Consider the following 16,387-nt stretch of genomic DNA (forward strand, 5'->3'; position numbering starts at 1 on the left):
GTATTATTATACCGCATCGAGTCTTTTTTTCAAGACCTTAAACTGATATATCTGTTGTTTCGGAGCAGTTTTAATTAGCAATCAAGAAGTGCAGAAGATAGGCCATTGAACTTGGAACAGAAGTATTGTTCCGTATCCGATTCGCTGCCCCATCTCCGCAGTACTTAAAATGAGAAAAACGGCCTAGCGCTTCCCTCTCCAACCCAAAAAAAAGCAACCGATAAGGTTGCTCTAAAGCTGTCGAGAAAGCACATTTAATGTGTTTAATGCTGGCCGTTTTCACCACTCAATTTTTCCCTGAGCTTGTCGGCGATGTCGCCGTAAGCGAGCAGCTGCTCCTTGAAATCAGCACGCTGCTTTGCAGGCTCAGGCCAGCCAGTATCGCCAAAGTTCTCTTCAGCGATCTCGGCATAAGCCTCGTGAAGACTGTTATCATACCAGTCGATCTCAAAATCGGCATCACTGCGAATCATCCGGATGATCTCATAATCCTCGTTCCCATTCTGGGAGCGGGCTACGTACACAAACAGCTCCGGATCACCGGCCGCACCGGGCCATACTTGAATTTCGGCGCATTCCCGGCCATCATGTTCAGCCAACCGGCGAAATTTGGCTTCCTTAATATAATACATATTCCTTCGCACCTCGTTATTCTGTAGTTGGTGTTTGTCTTCAACCCCGTTCCCATAACCGATCCGGGCCAGCTCACGCCTGGTCTCTTCCGTGCCCAACCGGTAGATTTCCCGGTATACCTTGTCAATCTGACTCTGGTACCCGCTGTTTACGACATCTTCCGGCGTATCCGGCCAAGGATACATGTAGGCCACAAAGGAGCTATCCTCCTTCTCTCCAATCCGCTCCAGCATATATCTCAAATTGATTGCCTCTTCAGAAGACGCTTCAATCGTCCATTCATAAGCTGTGGCGCCCTGCTCTTCCAGAACCGAGCGTCCCGGTATGGACACATAGTAACGCTTACCCATCGTCACCCCTCCTCTAAGCTTGCCATAGTTACCATTGTGTGCAATGTGAAAGAAAACATGCACGTCGAGCCGCTGTCAGCACCATAAAATAAAATCGCCAGCCTGAGAACACTCAGACTGGCAATTTATTGGGTTCCTGCGTTATGATTTTACTTCAGAGGGCTTGCGCATCGTCAAACCAACTCGTCCCTTCTTAATGTCAATGTTAAGCACCCATACTGTCACATTGTCGCCAACCGATACCACGTCCATCGGATGCTTCACATAGCCATTGCTAAGCTGGGATATATGCACCAAACCATCGTTTTTGATGCCGATATCGACAAATGCGCCGAAATCAATGACGTTGCGGACGGTACCCTGAAGCTCCATGCCTGGGGATAAATCCTCGATCTTCAGAACATCCGTGCGGAAGATCGGCGGCGGAAGCTCCTCCCGCGGGTCACGGCCCGGTCGCTGCAGACTGTCGAGAATATCCCGCAATGTCGGAACTCCTACGCCGAGCTGTACGGCCAGGTTCTCCGGCTCCAGCGTAGAGAGCATTTGGGCCAATTCCTTCGTTCCAAGCTGACTCAGTTCTACGCGAAGCTCCTTGAACAATTCGGTTACCACGCCATAAGACTCTGGATGAATCGGCGTGCGGTCAAGCGGATGCTCCCCATCATTGATCCGCAAGAAGCCGATACACTGCTCATACGTTTTTGCGCCAAGGCGCGGAACCTTTTGCAGCTGTTTGCGGCTCGTAAATTTTCCATTCTCTTCCCGATATTTCACGATGTTCCTGGCAGTGGTTGCATTAACGCCAGAAACGTAGGACAAAAGAGAAGGAGATGCCGTATTCACGTCTACACCGACATGGTTAACCGCAGACTCTACTACCGCCGTAAGACTCTCGTCCAGATGCTTCTGGGATACGTCGTGCTGATATTGGCCTACGCCGATTGCTTTAGGTTCGATCTTTACGAGCTCGGCCAGCGGATCCTGCAGCCTTCTGGCGATCGAAACCGCGCTGCGTTCAGCGACGTCCAGATCAGGGAACTCCTGCTGCGCCAGCTTTGAGGCTGAATAGACACTGGCACCCGCCTCATTCACGATCAGATAGGCCAGGTTAGGATCATTGCGTTCCGCAATGATCTCGGCCACAAATTGCTCGGTCTCCCGGGAAGCCGTTCCATTGCCGATGACAATCAGCTCCGCGCCGTATTTATCTATAAGTTCATTAAATTTAACCGCTGCTTCCCTTTTTTTGTTGTTCGGCGGCGTCGGGTAGGTTACAGCGACCTCAAGCAGCTTCCCTGTTTCGTCCACGACGGCCAGCTTGCAGCCTGTACGGTAAGCCGGGTCAACGCCGAGCACGATTTTCCCTTTTACCGGCGGCTGAAGCAGCAAACTGCGCAAATTCGCCGAGAAAATAGAAATCGCCTGCCGCTCAGCCTTCTCCGTCAGCTCCGCGCGCACCTCCCGTTCGATCGAGGGGGCGATCAGCCTTTTATAAGCATCTTCAATTACGCTTTGAAGGATGCCCTCAGTGACGGAACGCCCTTTAATCGTCCGCCCAGCAATATGGCGATGGATGGCCTCGGCGTCCAGTTCCAGCGATATTTTCAGAATATTCTCGCGTTCTCCCCGGTTAATCGCCAATATGCGATGGGGCGGCATTTTCTTGGCCGGCTCACGATAGTCGTAATACATCTCGTATACGGATTCTTCCTCGGAGTTTTTCGCTTCCGACACGATCACGCCATGATCCATGCTGTACTTCCGTACCCAGGCTCTGATTGCCGCCTCGTCCGCGATCTCCTCGGCCACGATGTCCATAGCGCCCTGCAATGCGTCCTCCGCCGTCTCTACCCCAAGCTCCGCATTTACATACTTGGCGGACTCCTCCAGCGGCATGCCGTCTTTAGGCTGTGATAGCAGCCATTTTGCCAGAGGCTCCAGGCCTTTTTCTTTGGCGACGCTGGCTCTTGTCTTGCGCTTTTGCCGGTAAGGACGGTATAAATCCTCCACCTCTTGCAGCTTTACCGCTTGAACGATGGCAGACTCCAGCTCCGGGGTCAATTTGTCCTGCTCGCCAATAATGCGGATCACTTCCCGCTTGCGGACCTCCAAATTCCGCAAATATTGCACCCGGTCGTCGATATCGCGCAGCTGGTTTTCATCCAGTTCCCCGGTCATCTCTTTGCGGTAACGGGCTACGAAGGGAATCGTATTGCCTTCATCCAGCAGTTGGACGGTCGTCCGTACCCCTTTTAAAGGCAGCCCTAGCTCTTTAGCTACCTGAACCACAATTCTTTCCTGAACCTTAGCCTCGATTTGCGCTTCGCTTGTATTCGTTTCCGGATTGATTTCAGTTTGTGACAAAGTCATCCCTCTTTCATCCTCAGATTGCACTGCTCCTATTATCACAAAATTTATGGCCGAGTGCCAGTCGGAACCACTCTTTGCTGTGAATGAACAACAAAAAACACCGTACACGAGGTACGGTGTCCGATCGTCGAATTTTAGAAGTTCGAGTAGTTCCAGTAGTTATCCGGTGTAGATACGGCAGCGATAATTACGATGACAAAGAACAGGATAAGAAGTCCGTAAATTACGGTGCTAATAATTCCGCAAACCAATCCTGCTACGGAAAAGCCATGCCCTTTCTCTTGGGTAGCCTTTATTTCCTTAAAGGAAAGAGAAGCAATAATGATTGCCACGATACCTAAAATAAATCCAATATACGGAATAGCAATTGACAAAATTCCCAAAACCAGCGCTGTAACTGATTTGCTATTCGTTCCCTGCTCTGCAGGCGGGGCAGGCGGCTGGGGCGGTGCGGGCGGATAATTGTAGTTGTACTGCCCGGAAGAATTATAATCCATTAAAAACGGTCCTCCTCAGAGAAATAGATATGATTATTATACCAGATTCAGCCAATGAAGATATGCGAAAACGAAAAAATTCATTCTAACTATAAATGGAAAATCACGCACCCGACGTCATCTGCAGGAACGGAAGCATACCATCTGCATGAAAAAAGACGCCCTTGAGGCAGGGCGCCTAAGGAAGATTTCTCCCCCTTTTTCATCAAAAATCGATTAATCCCAGACTAATAAGCAGCGAATCGTTAACCTTTTTCATCGTCTCATCATCCAGGTGGGTAATTTTGTCCGTTAATCTTTGCTTGTCAATCGTTCGTATCTGTTCAAGCAAGATGACGGAATCCCGGTCAAATCCATGCGTAGCCGCTTCAATCTCAACGTGAGTCGGGAGCTTCGCTTTTTGAATTTGAGCGGTAATGGCAGCAACGATTACCGTAGGGCTGAATCGATTGCCGATATCGTTCTGGATGATAAGCACAGGTCTTACCCCGCCCTGTTCAGAACCGACCACAGGGGAAAGGTCTGCAAAAAATACGTCGCCGCGCTTTACAATCAATGGTCACACCCCGCTAACTAGGCGGTCCAGAGTGCTGTCTGCATCTTCCTCCGCGTGGAAAGCTTCAGAGGCCATGGTTAAGTTAATTTTGGCCATTTCCATGTAGCCGCGCTGCATAGACTCCCGGATGAAGCGTTTCTTCCGTTCGTTCAAATACAGTTTCATGGCTTGCCTAATAAGCTCACTACGATTGGAGTTCTCCATAGCTACGATTCCATCCACTTCCTGTAACAGATGATCCGGTAAGCTGATCATAATCCTTTTGGTGTTCTGCATATTGGCCATCGTTAAACATCCACCCCCAAAACCTTGTCGACCCAGATCCTTGTGACTCAGTATAGCAATATTCAAGGATATTTATACAAAAGAATATATGCTAAGTGTATATCAAGTATGCTGCATTTCATTATAACCAAAATTGGCATGAGCGTACATACCTGATCATTTCCATCTTTTCGATCATAATGTATATCATTCGATGGACCTAGCATAAATTCCTTCCATATAGGAAGAGAGTTTTGTAGTTTTTTGTCTGCCTGTATTAGGCAAACAACGGGTTAACCAAAATTTGCGGTCTATTTGTGCCTATGTATAGACGGGGCACACGATGAGCCAACATACAAATCAACTCGTAGTTAATGGTACCGAGCATGGAGGCCAGTTCGTCCGCTGTAATCGTTGCACCGGACTGCCGGCCGATGAGAACAACCTCCTCACCGACTTGGATTTCTTCAGCTTCTTCAGCTAAAGATTGTAGCGAAACCATACATTGGTCCATGCAGATCGTTCCCACGACAGGGACGCGCCGTCCGCGAATAAGCATTTGCGCTTTACCGCTAAGCATCCGTGAATATCCGTCGGCATAGCCTATGGGCAGCGTTGCAATAATCTCTTCCCGGTCCGTCACATATTTCGCTCCGTAGCTTACGGAGGAATGCGGCGGCAAAGTCTTCACATGAACGGTTTCCGTCTTAAGAGACAGAACCGGATGAAGCGGAACCTGCTCCTTGTGAACCTCATCGGACGGGTAGAGACCATACAATGCGATGCCGATCCGCACCATCTGGCACGAAATCTCCGGTAAATCAATTGCAACCGCGCTGTTGCCTGTATGTATAATCGGGATATCCAAATCATAATGCTTCAGCGCATGAACCACATTCTGAAAACGTCGGTACTGTTCCAATGTATAGCTCTTATCTTGTTCATCCGCTGTTGCAAAGTGGGTAAATATGCCCTCCACTTCCAATTGCGGCAAGCTCATAGCATGGCGGATGAAATCCAGCGCCTCATCCCCGGGCAGGAGTCCGAGACGCCCCATACCAGAATCGATTTTGATATGAACTTTCAGTTTGCCGGGATACTCAACAGGATCAATAGCCTTTATCTCGTCAAGCACCTCTCCGCTGAACAAAGTAAGCGTAATCCCATTCTCCCATGCCGCACGTATTCCGTGCGGAGGGGTATAGCCCAGAACCAGAATAGGAATGGTTAGACCAGCTTGGCGCAGCTCCAGCGCCTCGTCCAGGAAGGCTACGCTAAGATAGTCGGCACCGTATTGCTCAAGTTCTTTGGCGATGGGCACAGCTCCATGTCCATATGCATTTGCTTTAACGCATGCCAACAGCTTCATGTCCGCCGGTATTCTTCTCCGTAGAGCAGTATAGTTGGCATAAAGCGCGTCCAAATCGATTTCTGCTCGGGTAGGTCGATACTTCACTTGCACTTTGTAGGTCACCTTCTCTAATGAGTGAAAATCCATCATCAAACAATACATTAATCGTAATGTTCTAGAAGGCGGCTGTCAATTATACAGAATAAGCCATATTGTGCATATGAAGTCATTTTAACCCATAATCCTGTTTTATCCAAATAAAAAGAAGAGACAGACTGACGGGTTCGATAGCTTCTACAGTCTATCTGAAGTACCGCAAGTCCGCCAGCCTCTTCTTATTTACCCGTTTGTTCCTCCATAGACGCGGCGATTTTAACCATTTCGCTCACTGGAAGATTGTCGCTTGTAATACGGAATTCCATTCCATCCACAGTCCAGGTTAATGTCTGCAGCTCATCCCCTGTCAGCAGGCCGGCAGTAAAGCCGAGATCAACGACTGTTCCGGCAACTAGCGAAACCGTGCGATCCGGTGAACGGGATTCGGTTACCGTAAATTGATATGTACCGTCATATCGGAGCAATACGCTGCTTCTATCACTATCATCTACGACTTTGTCATCTTTATACACTACACCTTCAGGCAAATATGTCGGAACAATCACCCCAAATGGCTCGTTCAGCGCCGGTGCGGCAGAACCATCGCTCTCAGCTGCATTCGCTCCGGTCTCGGAAGCGTCCGTGCTCTCCACAAGCATCCCATTCTCATCAACTTCGAGCAGCGTCCCTTTGGCCCGTTGGCCAGCCGTGTCCAGATTATGCTGCATGTCGAATGATTTATCATCAAACTTCGCACCGAAATCAAATTTGTCAAATTTGACCTCGACTACGACTTTCGCTTCGGCGTCCGAGACCTGCACCTGCTTCGGCGCATAGTCGTCTTTGTCCAGCCATATTTTTTGACGTACAAGCGCATGAGTATTATAGTTTGCGGCCACATCGAATACATAGCTGTCCTTATCGCTTACGAATTGGCGCGTGTTGTCGCTCAGGATGCTGCGCACAAGCGTCTGATACAAGTAGACCTGACCTTGGTTCTCCGGCCAATCGCTTTGGAACCGGAAGCTCTTGTTCAGGCTCGGCGTCAACACGTAAACGCCCTGATCGTTCTTAAGGACGATCTGCGTAATGTCCTTCTGGGCATTCGTCAGAGCAATCCGATAATAAGACGGATTCTGGTACCACACCTCAACCTTGTACTCCTGGGGCTTATCCCCCGTATAAAGCGTCATCGTTCCCGAGCCCTGGTAGCTCTCCAGCTTGGTAACGATTTTGTCCAAATCCTTGACGACACCGTCAGCATCCTTCTTGCCGCACCCGCCCAACACAGCACTCAAGCATATCACAATGACTAGCGCCCAAGTGATCCGTCGCATGAAGATCATCCCCTCTGCAGATTGATTTCCTAAACTGATAACATGTCTATGAGGGAACTTGGCCGATTATGCGGACTAGTTTGACAAGCAGGAACTCGGCTTAAAAATGCGCGCTATTTCACAATTTTCAGAACCTGGTCAATGATTGGAGTAGAACCGATCGGCGCAATGCCTCGATTCCACAATTGCTGTTCAACGATATATACCTGATCTTTTTGAACCGCTTTAATGTTTTTCCACAGTGCCGGGCTCTTTAATTCATCTAACCTGCTCTTGGCTGTATCCTCTACATTCTCCATCAGGACAATATGATCCGGATTTAAACGATCTGGTTCGTCTATTCCAAGCAAATACACACTAGTGGATACGAGAAAAAAAGTAACTTCCCAGCAGCAAGCCTTGGATGAAGTTCTGCAAAACATGAACGATTCCAGCAAATCGGTGCTGGAGGCTGTCAGCCAGCTCTTGTCCGGTGCCGGCCAGTCGGCCAAGGCCAGCCAGGAAATCGTAACATCCATTGAAACGATCTCTGCGGGGGCTTACGAGCAGACGAATAAGCTGGGCTAAGGGGGCGATAGCATTCAAAGCATGGTGGATCAGGTCGGTCACATTAACGAAAATGCCAGTGTAGTTACGGAGAGTTCCCTGGCAACCTCAAAGCAGGTCGTTTATGGACAAGAGAGGATTCATCTGCTGGCGAGCCAGATTCACGTCATTACTTGTGCCGTCAATAATGTGAACGAAGTGATCCAGCAGCTGGCCGAAAGCTCTCAGGAAATCAACAAGCTCGTGGATCACATATCGTCCATCGCGAATCAAACTAATTTGCTGGCCCTCAATGCCTCGATCGAAGCAGCCCGGGCCGAAGAACATGGAAGCGGATTTGCCGTGGTCGCCGCGGAAGTTCGCAAGCTGGCCGGACAATCCAATGATTCGGCTGCCGAAATTCACAGGAACGTTCAATCTTTCCAAAGCCGCATTGATCAGGTGCTCGGTGAAATGAATGTCAGCTTACGCGAGGTACAGAAAGGCAAGGAGCAGATTACCGAGATGCAGCGCGTCTTTGCTGAAATTTCCGAATCTTCAAAAACAGTCGATCAGCAAATTAATGACATCTCCGTCACGACCGATTTACTGCTCCAGCACTCCAAACAGACCAATGACATGATGATTCAGGTGTCCGAAATAACGTCGGCTTTTTTCTCAAACCTTGAGAAAATTTTATCCGCCGCAGAGGAGCAATCCGCATCCTCCGATGCAGTTCATGATATCGCCTTGAACCTGGAATCGCTCGTTGCCGAGCTAGGCGGGATTGTCGGCAGCATTGAGAGGAGCTTATCGGCGGATAAACTCTAAACTGTGCAGCAGGAAAAGGGCTCTCCCAAAAGCCATCCTAGATGACTGAGGAGCGCCCTTTTTTTTCAGAAAGACTTTCCGTTTCTGCGGAATCCATTTTCTCCCTTGCCTGATATCCGATTCTGTAGCTCATCTTATATAAGCTGTGTCGACACCAAGATGAGATGCCACGTACTAAGCTATGTCGTCTACACTAAATGGAATTCATGCATCTAAGTATGGTCCAAACGCATGTTTTAGGGGATTAGATGGATTTTATGCACCTAAAATTAATAATCCAGCCCATGATGGCTTTCTTACTTCATCTAACGACATGGAATACAATTAAATCTACTTTCCTTTCCTTGTCGCAGAAATTAACTACTATAAATCCATTTAGATGGGTCAAATAAAATGGGTATGGCAGTGAGGAAGTTAGCAGGCATCCGCCTTGCTGCTTTCCTGATCAAAATCTCAATACAAAAAAATGGGATGGAAAACAGATTTTTAACGATTTTTAATAACACCTGCTTAGACGTCTGTTCTATAGCGGCGAATGCAACTAAAAGATAAGAATCCTCGTAAACCGTCCGTGTGATCGAGTAACCGGGAATGTTGATCATTACGCTACAATCCTTTTTAACTGTGATATACCTCATTATAAACTAAAACGGTTAGCCTAATAGATTCTGAGCGTAAAAATCCTCGTCAATTTCGAGAAAAAAAAGAGCCTCCCGGGCTCCCATAAATAAGGACTATGTTCATCTTACAGCGTTACCAGCCTGCGCCGCCGTCTTCTCCGTCTTTCCAGCAGCAAGATGGCAAGCAAATCAAACAGCACGAGCGGAATGATAAACGGAGCAAACGCGGCATGGGCCTTGCTGCCCCGCTCATGGACGGATGACACTTGAAGGTACAGCTTATTCCCGCTTACCTTGACGATTTTACCGTACAGCACCGCCCCGGTCTTTGTTTTGATTTTGACCCGCTTATTCAAATGCTTCCTCGCCTGATCACTGATCTTCACCAAGCTATATCACCTCCCCGGCTCATGACACAATATACGCGTCATTTGCCGGGGGAGTGTGGACGATTGCCCAACATACAAGTTATATTATCCTCAAGAGGAAACGGCTTGTCCTTCCCGCTCGGCACGGGCCTGCTCCAGCTTCAGCATGCTCCGATGGGCCAAATACAAAAATGGGACGCCGGCAAAGGTCGTCAATCCAAGGAGAGCAAAGATAAGCTGCGACGAGGCAACCCCCAGGCCCTGGAGCAGAAAGCCGCCCAGTAAAGGCGCCAATACCATTCCCAGATTATTAAAACCAAACATGCCAAAGTACGCTCCCCGCAGCTCAGGCTCCGCTATGCGATCGACAAGCACATCCGTTGCCGTGAATACCAGCACTTCGCCAACCGTAAATATAACGACGCATATCATTAAAAAAGGAAGTGTATCCGACATCCCGAATAAAATAAGGCTTGCTCCTGTGAATAAATTACCAGCAATAATCGGCAGTGCCGGCGCAAAGCGGGCAGCGAGCCGAACGAGAGGATATTGAACCGCCAGCACGACTACCGCATTGAGCGATATCAGGTAACTGAACCATTTGACTCCCTCCTCGATTCGCGGGCTCATCTCCATATACTGCGCCAGTGTCGAGTCGAAATGTCCATAACCGAGCACGCAGAAAATCATCCCGATCAGCACCAGCATAAATGTCCGGTTTCCGCTCGTCGCTTTCAAAGCCCCGCCGATGCTAAGCCGCTGCTCATTTTCTGTGCTCGCCTGTCCAAGCTCATGATAACGCCAAAATTGTACGACCAGACAGATGCCGTAACAGGCGTATACTACAGCCGCTATTAAAAACACGCTGTTCGAATCGGAAGCGCCTACCTGCAGTCCGAGCAGCGGTCCAATGACAACCCCGATGTTAATGGCCGCATATCGCAGATTGAATACGAGCAGCTTGCTTTCCTTGGGGGTAATATCGGCAAGAAGCGCGCGGGAAGTAGGCTCGAACGTCGCCCTGCACAGACCGTTTAAAGCATTCATAATGAAGAAAATCCATATTTTATTCGCAAATGCAAACCCCACAAACACGAGCACCCAACCGAAAATCGCAATGAAGAGCACTTTTTTGCGCCCGATGACATCGGAGATATAACCGCCGTTAAAGCTGGCAAATACGCCGATCAGCGAGCTAACGGCTACGACGATCCCTGTCTCTGCCGGCGTAGCTCCCATGGAGCGGATCAGGTAAATCGACAAGAACGGGATGCTCATCGAAATTGCAGTACGGCCAAAAATCGTGCCGATGATGATCGTCCAGGACAACGGGTGAATTTGTTTCAAATGAGCGTTCATTTATGCGCCTTCTTTATTTACAATTTATTCAAAACTATTCAACCATTTAACTCTTATTTTTTTAAACTGTCAAGATCTATGCCAGACTGCGAATGTGGTAAAATGAAGTCCAATCGATAGTCCAATTCCTGGAAACTAAAAGAATAGGAAGGTAACCGCTATGAATCAAAACATACTGCTTGTAGAAGACGATGGTTCGATCAGCGAAATGGTTATTAATTGCTTGTCGAAAGAAGGGTTCTCTATTACGCTCGCCCGCGACGGGGAGGAGGCCCTGCGCTTATTCGGCGAGCAGAGCTACGCGCTTGTGCTGCTGGATCTCATGCTGCCTTACTTAAACGGCATGGATTTCCTCAAGAAAATCAGGGAGCATAGCCGCGTCCCCGTGCTCATTGTGTCAGCGAAGGATAGCGAAGTAGATAAAGCGCTGGGACTTGGCTTTGGAGCGGACGATTACATCGCCAAGCCCTTCTCCTTGATTGAATTGACCGCCCGCGTCAAAGCCGCAATTCGGCGGGCGACGGAGTATTCGGATGCGGGAGGCTCCGCTTCCCACAGCCCGAAGATCATCACCGTGAAGGACATGACCATGGATATCGACAATATCCGGCTGACCAAACATGGGCGTGAAATTCATCTGACCGCTAAAGAGTGGAGCATCCTGAAGCTGCTGTTTACCTATCCGAGAAAGATATTCACTAAAGAGCAGATCTACCGCTCCGTTTGGGGAGACGAGTACTACGGCGATGAGAACATGATTAACGTTCATATAAGCCGGCTGCGCGACAAAATCGAGGACCATCCTTCCTCCCCGCAATATATCAAGACCATATGGGGCATCGGCTACAAATTGGGGGATTTTCAGGAATGACCGCTTTACTGTGGCTTTTGACCGCCCTTCTTGCCGGGTCGATCGGCTGGAACCTGATTCAATATGCCGCGCGGAAGAAGCGTGATGCCAGCCTAGCGGAGATATCCAGCAAGTTAAGACGCATTGTCGCTAATGAAACCTCTGAACGGCTGCTGCTCTTTACCGATGATAAATATTTGCAAGAGCTGGTCCAAGACATCGAGGGGGTATTGTCCAGCAGCCAGAAAATGGCGGTTCGCTACGCCAGAACCGAGCAGTCCATGCGAAAAATGCTGGCGAATATTTCGCATGATTTAAAGACGCCGCTCACCGTCATTCTGGGATACGTCGAAATGATTCAAGCCGATCCTGCCATGGATGAAGCCGAACGAGGCCGCCTGTTTCGCCACGTACAGCACAAAACGACCGAAATCATTGCGTTGATCCATTCTTTTTTTGACCTGGCGAAATTGGAATCCGGGGACCGGCAGATTGAGAACATGAAAGTACATATGAATGAAATTTGCCGTAAAAATATATTGTCCTTGTACGAGTGGGTTCAATCCAGCGGGATGGAAGCCGTTATCGACATTCCCGACCATCCTATATATGCCTATGGAAATGAGGAAGCACTAGAGAGAGTCTTAAGCAATCTGCTCTCCAACGCGATCCGCTACGGACATGACGGGGGAGTGCTTGGTCTGGCCCTTGCTGCGGACGAAACCCACGTGACGATAGAAGTATGGGACCGGGGCAAAGGCATTCAGGAGCAAAATCTGGAGCGCGTATTTGAGCGCATGTTTACGCTCGAGGAATCAAGGAATCGTGCCTTCCAAGGCAGCGGACTGGGCCTGACGATTACCAAAAGGCTGGTGGAAGCGATGGACGGGTCGATTACGCTGCGCAGCGTGCCCTTCCAGAAGACGGTATTCACAATCATGCTGCAGCGCGCGGCCGAGACAAATGTAAGATTTTCTTAAGATTTATATCACAAATAAGATAATTTCTGCAGCTAGAATGAGTTCGTAAGATCACGGAAGGAGCCATGCCAATGGAATATATTATTCAGACCCGCGGGCTGAGCAAAGCCTACAAAGGGAAAGAAACCATCAGCAATGTAAATATGAAGGTTCGACAGGGAGAGATTTACGGTTTCCTCGGGCCAAACGGCGCAGGTAAAACCACCATTATGAAGATGCTGACCAATCTCGTAAAACCCACGACAGGGGAGATTCTGCTGTTCAACGAACGATTGACGGCTGCTTCCTATGAAGTGTTGGGACGGCTCGGCAGCATCATCGAGTACCCGATATTTTATGAGAAAATGACAGCTGCACAAAACTTGGAGCTGCATGGCGAATATATGGGCTACCATAACAAGCAGGCCATTCAAGAAGCTCTGGATATGGTCCATTTAAGAGATACCGGCCAGAAACCGGTGAAGGAATTTTCTCTGGGCATGAAGCAGCGGCTCGGCATTGCCAGGGCGATCATGACCAAACCCGAACTGCTCATTCTGGATGAGCCGATAAACGGGCTTGATCCGTTAGGAATTCAGGAAATGCGGCAATTGTTCCGAACCTTGAGCAGGGAGTACGGGATTACCCTGTTAATCTCCACTCATCTGCTGGCCGAAATCGAGCAGATTGCAGATACGATTGGTGTAATCAGCGACGGCCGGCTAATTGATGAAGTGTCCATGGAAAGCATTCGGGGACAAAATACGGAGTTTATCGAGCTAATTACAGCTGAACCCAGCCGGGCGGCCGCCATTCTGGATCACCAGCTGCGGATTTCCAATTTCAAAGTGCTGCATGACCGGATCATTCGCGTTTACGATCCGTCGATGGGTCAAGGGGAGATTGTTCGGGCGTTAGTGCAACAGAACATCGAAATCGAGGCTATCAACAAGAAATCGATGTCCCTGGAGGAATATTTCCTGGATCTGATCCAACGCAGCAACAACCATATGAAGGGGGCATCGTAAATGATCAAGCTTATGAAGCTGGAGCTGAAAAAGCATTCGCTGGGGTGGTATTTCAGCAGTGCGTTTATCGCCAGCCTGTGCATCATAGCAATACTCATATTGGTTAATTATGTAGAAGCTCCCCATGAAGTTCCCCTAAGAGATTTAGATGAAGCCTTGGTTGTCGTCGGAGCTGTTGCAAGAGTGACCTGCGTCATTCTAGGCGGGGTGCTAGTAGCTAAACTAATCGTTGAAGAATACAAGAGCAAAACTATTTTCATCCTTTTCTCTTACCCGATCAGCCGGAAAAAATTGCTCGGCGCGAAGCTGCTGTTCATCGCGATCTTAACTTTCATCACCGTCTTTGTTACCAATTTATTATCGGCAGGCTTGCTTGTGCTGCTGAATTCTTATCTTCGTTTCATTCCCGGTAACGTAGACACAGGCTTCTTGCTAAAGCAGCTATTATCCATACTCACCTTCTCGGTCGCCACAGCAGGCACCAGCTTGATCCCATTGTATTTCGGCATGCGCAAAAGCATTCCGTGCCTGCGACGATCGTATCCGCCATTCTTATCGTTGCGCTGATCGGGTCGCACAATCCGGAGTTCTCGATCGCCTCGATCGTTTACGTCCCGCTGGCCTTGGCTGTTATCGGCGTACTTATAGCCGCTTGGACGATTCGCAACGTGGAAAGAGCCGACGTCGGGTAAATTACCTGAATACCGGTTACTGCTGCTGCTTGTCACGGTTTGCCTTCATTTTCTCGTGAAGCACATCCTTGAACCGAACAGTCTTGCGCGGATCGTCATTTTTCCTGGAAAGAGGCATGATCGGTGATCTTGGATGCTGGGAGTAATAGGGCAATGCGCCATGAACGATGATGTCCATACTGTTCTCGCTCCTTTCATTGCTTTGGTGTAACTTAACCCGTTACCGCATGCTTTAAACTTATTACGTGATAAAAGGGAATAAAGTTGCAGTTCAGGCGGACGTGGATAATTCATTGTTCCGCCTTATCTGTATTGTAGGTATATTGTGGAACATGGTACATTAGACTTATCTAGTTAACTAATTGGAGCATTGGATGTGACCTAAGATGTCGAATATGGAGATTCGTCCGATTCAGAGCCGCGCCGAGCTGGAAGAGGTCTATAATTTGCTGGAAACCTGTTTTCCCATCAGCAAATCTTATTTTCAATCCCGTCTTGACCACTATACCGCTTACCGCTCTGATACCACCTGGGTAGCTGTTGTGGATGGCGTCATCGCTTCAACGGTTCAAATTTTCCCTTATATTTGCCGCGTAGAGGATGTAACACTCAAGGTGGCCGGCATCGGCAGCGTTGCGACAAAACCAGAATACCGCGGGCAAGGACTAGGTCTGCAAATTTTGCAAAAGCTAACGGAATGGATGGCGCAGGAAGGTTACGATTTATCGTTGCTCTTCTCGAGCATCCATCCTTTTTATGAAAAATTGGGCTGGACCATCGTCCCGGAAACGGAATATCGGCTGCCTGCGGAGCAATTCTCTTCCCAAATCAGTCTAGCATCGCCGGATTCGGATACGGCAGCGCATTCCCCTTATTGGGTCAAGCCTCTAGAGCTGTCCGGCGATCTGAAGCAGGTCGCCGCCATTTATGAGCAAACCAATCAGAAACGCACCTTATCACGGGTGCGGGATTCCATCTACTGGCAGGACGTGCGGCAGTCGGCGGAATGGCTGGAAGGCACCTGGTCCGCAGCTCTGCTGGACGGGGCTATCGCCGCTTACGGCCGCCTGGGGCGGCGAAATCCGTGGGATAACGAAGCCATCACCCTTGAGGAGCTCTGCTATTTGCCGGGGCATGAGTCTGCCATCCTGCCGATTCTGTCCCATTTGGCTGCACAGCACCCGGATATAAAGACATGGAAATTCAGGCTGCCGCCGGATCACGCTTTGCTGCCGCTTCTGAAGGAATGGGATGCGGAGCAGACAGCCTCGGATCTGATGATGTGGAAAATCATCCGGCTGGCCGAGACCCTGCAGATCCTGAAGCCGGTATTGGAGCGAAGACTGCGTGACAAGTCCATTGGCAGCTTCAGATTAGCTCTACGCTGCGCAGGGCAGTCCGCCCTGCTCATTTATGAAGAGGAGCATTTAGCAATTGCTGCGAACTACGATTCCAGCAAGGCTGCTTCCCTGGAACTCCGGCAACCGGAGCTGGTGACGATGCTGCTGCATGGCTACCATAGCGAAATACCGGTCGATGATTGCCCGGGAGTACAAGTGAAACCGCACCCTCCGGTGGACGAACTGCTGCAGGTTATGTTTCCGTTTCAGAACTCCGTATTTTATTTAACGGATAAATTCTGATCCGAACCATTGGATATAAAACAGGCGCTTGACTGGATATCCTGCTGTTGAAAAAGGT

General features: G+C 49.1%; 19 protein-coding genes. 8 read left to right on the forward strand and 11 right to left on the reverse strand.

What is annotated here, in order from left to right; genetic code table 11:
* Positions 1-263: 263 nt before the first annotated feature.
* From QNH46_RS18690 to QNH46_RS18725, 8 genes are all read right to left on the reverse strand, one after another.
* Positions 264-983, reverse strand: coding sequence for a hypothetical protein (locus tag QNH46_RS18690; RefSeq protein ID WP_244996863.1), 720 nt, complete (start codon positions 981-983; stop codon positions 264-266).
* Between the two features lie 141 nt (positions 984-1,124).
* Positions 1,125-3,353, reverse strand: coding sequence for a Tex family protein (locus tag QNH46_RS18695; protein WP_283925572.1), 2,229 nt, complete (start codon positions 3,351-3,353; stop codon positions 1,125-1,127).
* A 134-nt stretch (positions 3,354-3,487) separates the two neighbouring features.
* Positions 3,488-3,850, reverse strand: a complete 363-nt coding sequence (locus tag QNH46_RS18700; RefSeq protein WP_283925573.1) for a DUF4190 domain-containing protein — start codon at positions 3,848-3,850, stop codon at positions 3,488-3,490.
* Positions 3,851-4,055: 205 nt separating this feature from the next.
* Positions 4,056-4,406: a type II toxin-antitoxin system PemK/MazF family toxin gene (locus tag QNH46_RS18705; protein WP_125082509.1), complete on the reverse strand. Its 351-nt coding sequence runs from the start codon at positions 4,404-4,406 to the stop codon at positions 4,056-4,058.
* Between the two features lie 3 nt (positions 4,407-4,409).
* Positions 4,410-4,691: a CopG family ribbon-helix-helix protein gene (locus QNH46_RS18710; RefSeq protein WP_019638235.1), complete on the reverse strand. Its 282-nt coding sequence runs from the start codon at positions 4,689-4,691 to the stop codon at positions 4,410-4,412.
* Positions 4,692-4,947: 256 nt separating this feature from the next.
* Complete coding sequence (alr, locus tag QNH46_RS18715) at positions 4,948-6,132, reverse strand: alanine racemase (protein ID WP_283928495.1); 1,185 nt, start codon at positions 6,130-6,132, stop codon at positions 4,948-4,950.
* Positions 6,133-6,356: 224 nt separating this feature from the next.
* Positions 6,357-7,454 carry a LolA family protein gene (locus QNH46_RS18720; RefSeq protein ID WP_283925574.1) on the reverse strand — a complete coding sequence of 366 codons (1,098 nt, stop codon included), beginning with the start codon at positions 7,452-7,454 and terminating at the stop codon, positions 6,357-6,359.
* 113 nt (positions 7,455-7,567) lie between these two features.
* Positions 7,568-7,753 (reverse strand): hypothetical protein, encoded by a 186-nt coding sequence (locus QNH46_RS18725; protein WP_283925575.1) that lies wholly within the window; start codon positions 7,751-7,753, stop codon positions 7,568-7,570.
* Positions 7,754-7,814: 61 nt separating this feature from the next.
* On the opposite strand from QNH46_RS18725, the gene QNH46_RS18730 reads away from it, so the two are divergent.
* Both QNH46_RS18730 and QNH46_RS18735 read left to right on the forward strand, forming a co-directional pair.
* Positions 7,815-8,021 (forward strand): hypothetical protein, encoded by a 207-nt coding sequence (locus tag QNH46_RS18730; protein WP_283925576.1) that lies wholly within the window; start codon positions 7,815-7,817, stop codon positions 8,019-8,021.
* A 21-nt stretch (positions 8,022-8,042) separates the two neighbouring features.
* A complete protein-coding gene (locus tag QNH46_RS18735) occupies positions 8,043-8,810 on the forward strand; it encodes a methyl-accepting chemotaxis protein (protein WP_283925577.1) in 768 nt (255 codons plus the stop codon).
* A 745-nt stretch (positions 8,811-9,555) separates the two neighbouring features.
* Here QNH46_RS18735 and QNH46_RS18740 read toward each other — a convergent pair.
* Positions 9,556-9,816, reverse strand: a complete 261-nt coding sequence (locus QNH46_RS18740) for a hypothetical protein (RefSeq protein WP_213594565.1) — start codon at positions 9,814-9,816, stop codon at positions 9,556-9,558.
* A gap of 93 nt (positions 9,817-9,909) precedes the next feature.
* A complete protein-coding gene (locus QNH46_RS18745) occupies positions 9,910-11,157 on the reverse strand; it encodes an MDR family MFS transporter (protein ID WP_283925578.1) in 1,248 nt (415 codons plus the stop codon).
* A gap of 160 nt (positions 11,158-11,317) precedes the next feature.
* On the opposite strand from QNH46_RS18745, the gene QNH46_RS18750 reads away from it, so the two are divergent.
* From QNH46_RS18750 to QNH46_RS18770, 5 genes are all read left to right on the forward strand, one after another.
* Complete coding sequence (locus QNH46_RS18750) at positions 11,318-12,028, forward strand: response regulator transcription factor (protein WP_213594424.1); 711 nt, start codon at positions 11,318-11,320, stop codon at positions 12,026-12,028.
* Positions 12,025-12,987, forward strand: a complete 963-nt coding sequence (locus tag QNH46_RS18755) for a sensor histidine kinase (RefSeq protein WP_283925579.1) — start codon at positions 12,025-12,027, stop codon at positions 12,985-12,987. The genes QNH46_RS18750 and QNH46_RS18755 overlap by 4 nt, the downstream gene beginning before the upstream one ends.
* A 71-nt stretch (positions 12,988-13,058) precedes the next feature.
* The gene (locus QNH46_RS18760; RefSeq protein ID WP_283925580.1) at positions 13,059-13,994 is read left to right on the forward strand and encodes an ABC transporter ATP-binding protein; all 936 of its coding nucleotides are present in this window, start codon (positions 13,059-13,061) and stop codon (positions 13,992-13,994) included.
* Complete coding sequence (locus QNH46_RS18765; protein WP_283925581.1) at positions 13,995-14,561, forward strand: ABC transporter permease; 567 nt, start codon at positions 13,995-13,997, stop codon at positions 14,559-14,561.
* Positions 14,519-14,686, forward strand: coding sequence for a hypothetical protein (locus QNH46_RS18770; protein WP_283925582.1), 168 nt, complete (start codon positions 14,519-14,521; stop codon positions 14,684-14,686). The genes QNH46_RS18765 and QNH46_RS18770 overlap by 43 nt, the downstream gene beginning before the upstream one ends.
* Positions 14,687-14,702: 16 nt before the next feature.
* Here QNH46_RS18770 and QNH46_RS18775 read toward each other — a convergent pair whose 3' ends face one another.
* Entirely contained in the window at positions 14,703-14,864 is a 162-nt protein-coding gene (locus tag QNH46_RS18775) for a hypothetical protein (RefSeq protein ID WP_283925583.1), read from the reverse strand.
* A 208-nt stretch (positions 14,865-15,072) separates the two neighbouring features.
* Between QNH46_RS18775 and QNH46_RS18780 the strand changes: the two genes are divergently transcribed.
* A complete protein-coding gene (locus QNH46_RS18780) occupies positions 15,073-16,329 on the forward strand; it encodes a GNAT family N-acetyltransferase (RefSeq protein WP_283925584.1) in 1,257 nt (418 codons plus the stop codon).
* Positions 16,330-16,387 lie beyond the last annotated feature (58 nt).

This window comes from Paenibacillus woosongensis, from assembly GCF_030122845.1.
GTDB classification, from domain to species: Bacteria; Bacillota; Bacilli; order Paenibacillales; family Paenibacillaceae; genus Fontibacillus; species Fontibacillus woosongensis_A.

Bases quoted from the DNA above. Each gene is read 5' to 3' on its own strand.
- QNH46_RS18780 (WP_283925584.1), top strand. From the start codon at position 15,073: ATGTCGAATATGGAGATTCGTCCGATTCAGAGCCGCGCCGAGCTGGAA.
- QNH46_RS18735 (WP_283925577.1), top strand. From the start codon at position 8,043: ATGGTGGATCAGGTCGGTCACATTAACGAAAATGCCAGTGTAGTTACG.
- QNH46_RS18775 (WP_283925583.1), bottom strand. From the start codon at position 14,864: ATGGACATCATCGTTCATGGCGCATTGCCCTATTACTCCCAGCATCCA.
- QNH46_RS18750 (WP_213594424.1), top strand. From the start codon at position 11,318: ATGAATCAAAACATACTGCTTGTAGAAGACGATGGTTCGATCAGCGAA.
- QNH46_RS18690 (WP_244996863.1), bottom strand. From the start codon at position 983: ATGGGTAAGCGTTACTATGTGTCCATACCGGGACGCTCGGTTCTGGAA.
- QNH46_RS18765 (WP_283925581.1), top strand. From the start codon at position 13,995: ATGATCAAGCTTATGAAGCTGGAGCTGAAAAAGCATTCGCTGGGGTGG.
- QNH46_RS18700 (WP_283925573.1), bottom strand. From the start codon at position 3,850: ATGGATTATAATTCTTCCGGGCAGTACAACTACAATTATCCGCCCGCA.
- QNH46_RS18755 (WP_283925579.1), top strand. From the start codon at position 12,025: ATGACCGCTTTACTGTGGCTTTTGACCGCCCTTCTTGCCGGGTCGATC.
- QNH46_RS18760 (WP_283925580.1), top strand. From the start codon at position 13,059: ATGGAATATATTATTCAGACCCGCGGGCTGAGCAAAGCCTACAAAGGG.
- QNH46_RS18710 (WP_019638235.1), bottom strand. From the start codon at position 4,691: ATGGCCAATATGCAGAACACCAAAAGGATTATGATCAGCTTACCGGAT.
- QNH46_RS18720 (WP_283925574.1), bottom strand. From the start codon at position 7,454: ATGCGACGGATCACTTGGGCGCTAGTCATTGTGATATGCTTGAGTGCT.
- QNH46_RS18745 (WP_283925578.1), bottom strand. From the start codon at position 11,157: ATGAACGCTCATTTGAAACAAATTCACCCGTTGTCCTGGACGATCATC.
- QNH46_RS18725 (WP_283925575.1), bottom strand. From the start codon at position 7,753: ATGGAGAATGTAGAGGATACAGCCAAGAGCAGGTTAGATGAATTAAAG.
- QNH46_RS18695 (WP_283925572.1), bottom strand. From the start codon at position 3,353: ATGACTTTGTCACAAACTGAAATCAATCCGGAAACGAATACAAGCGAA.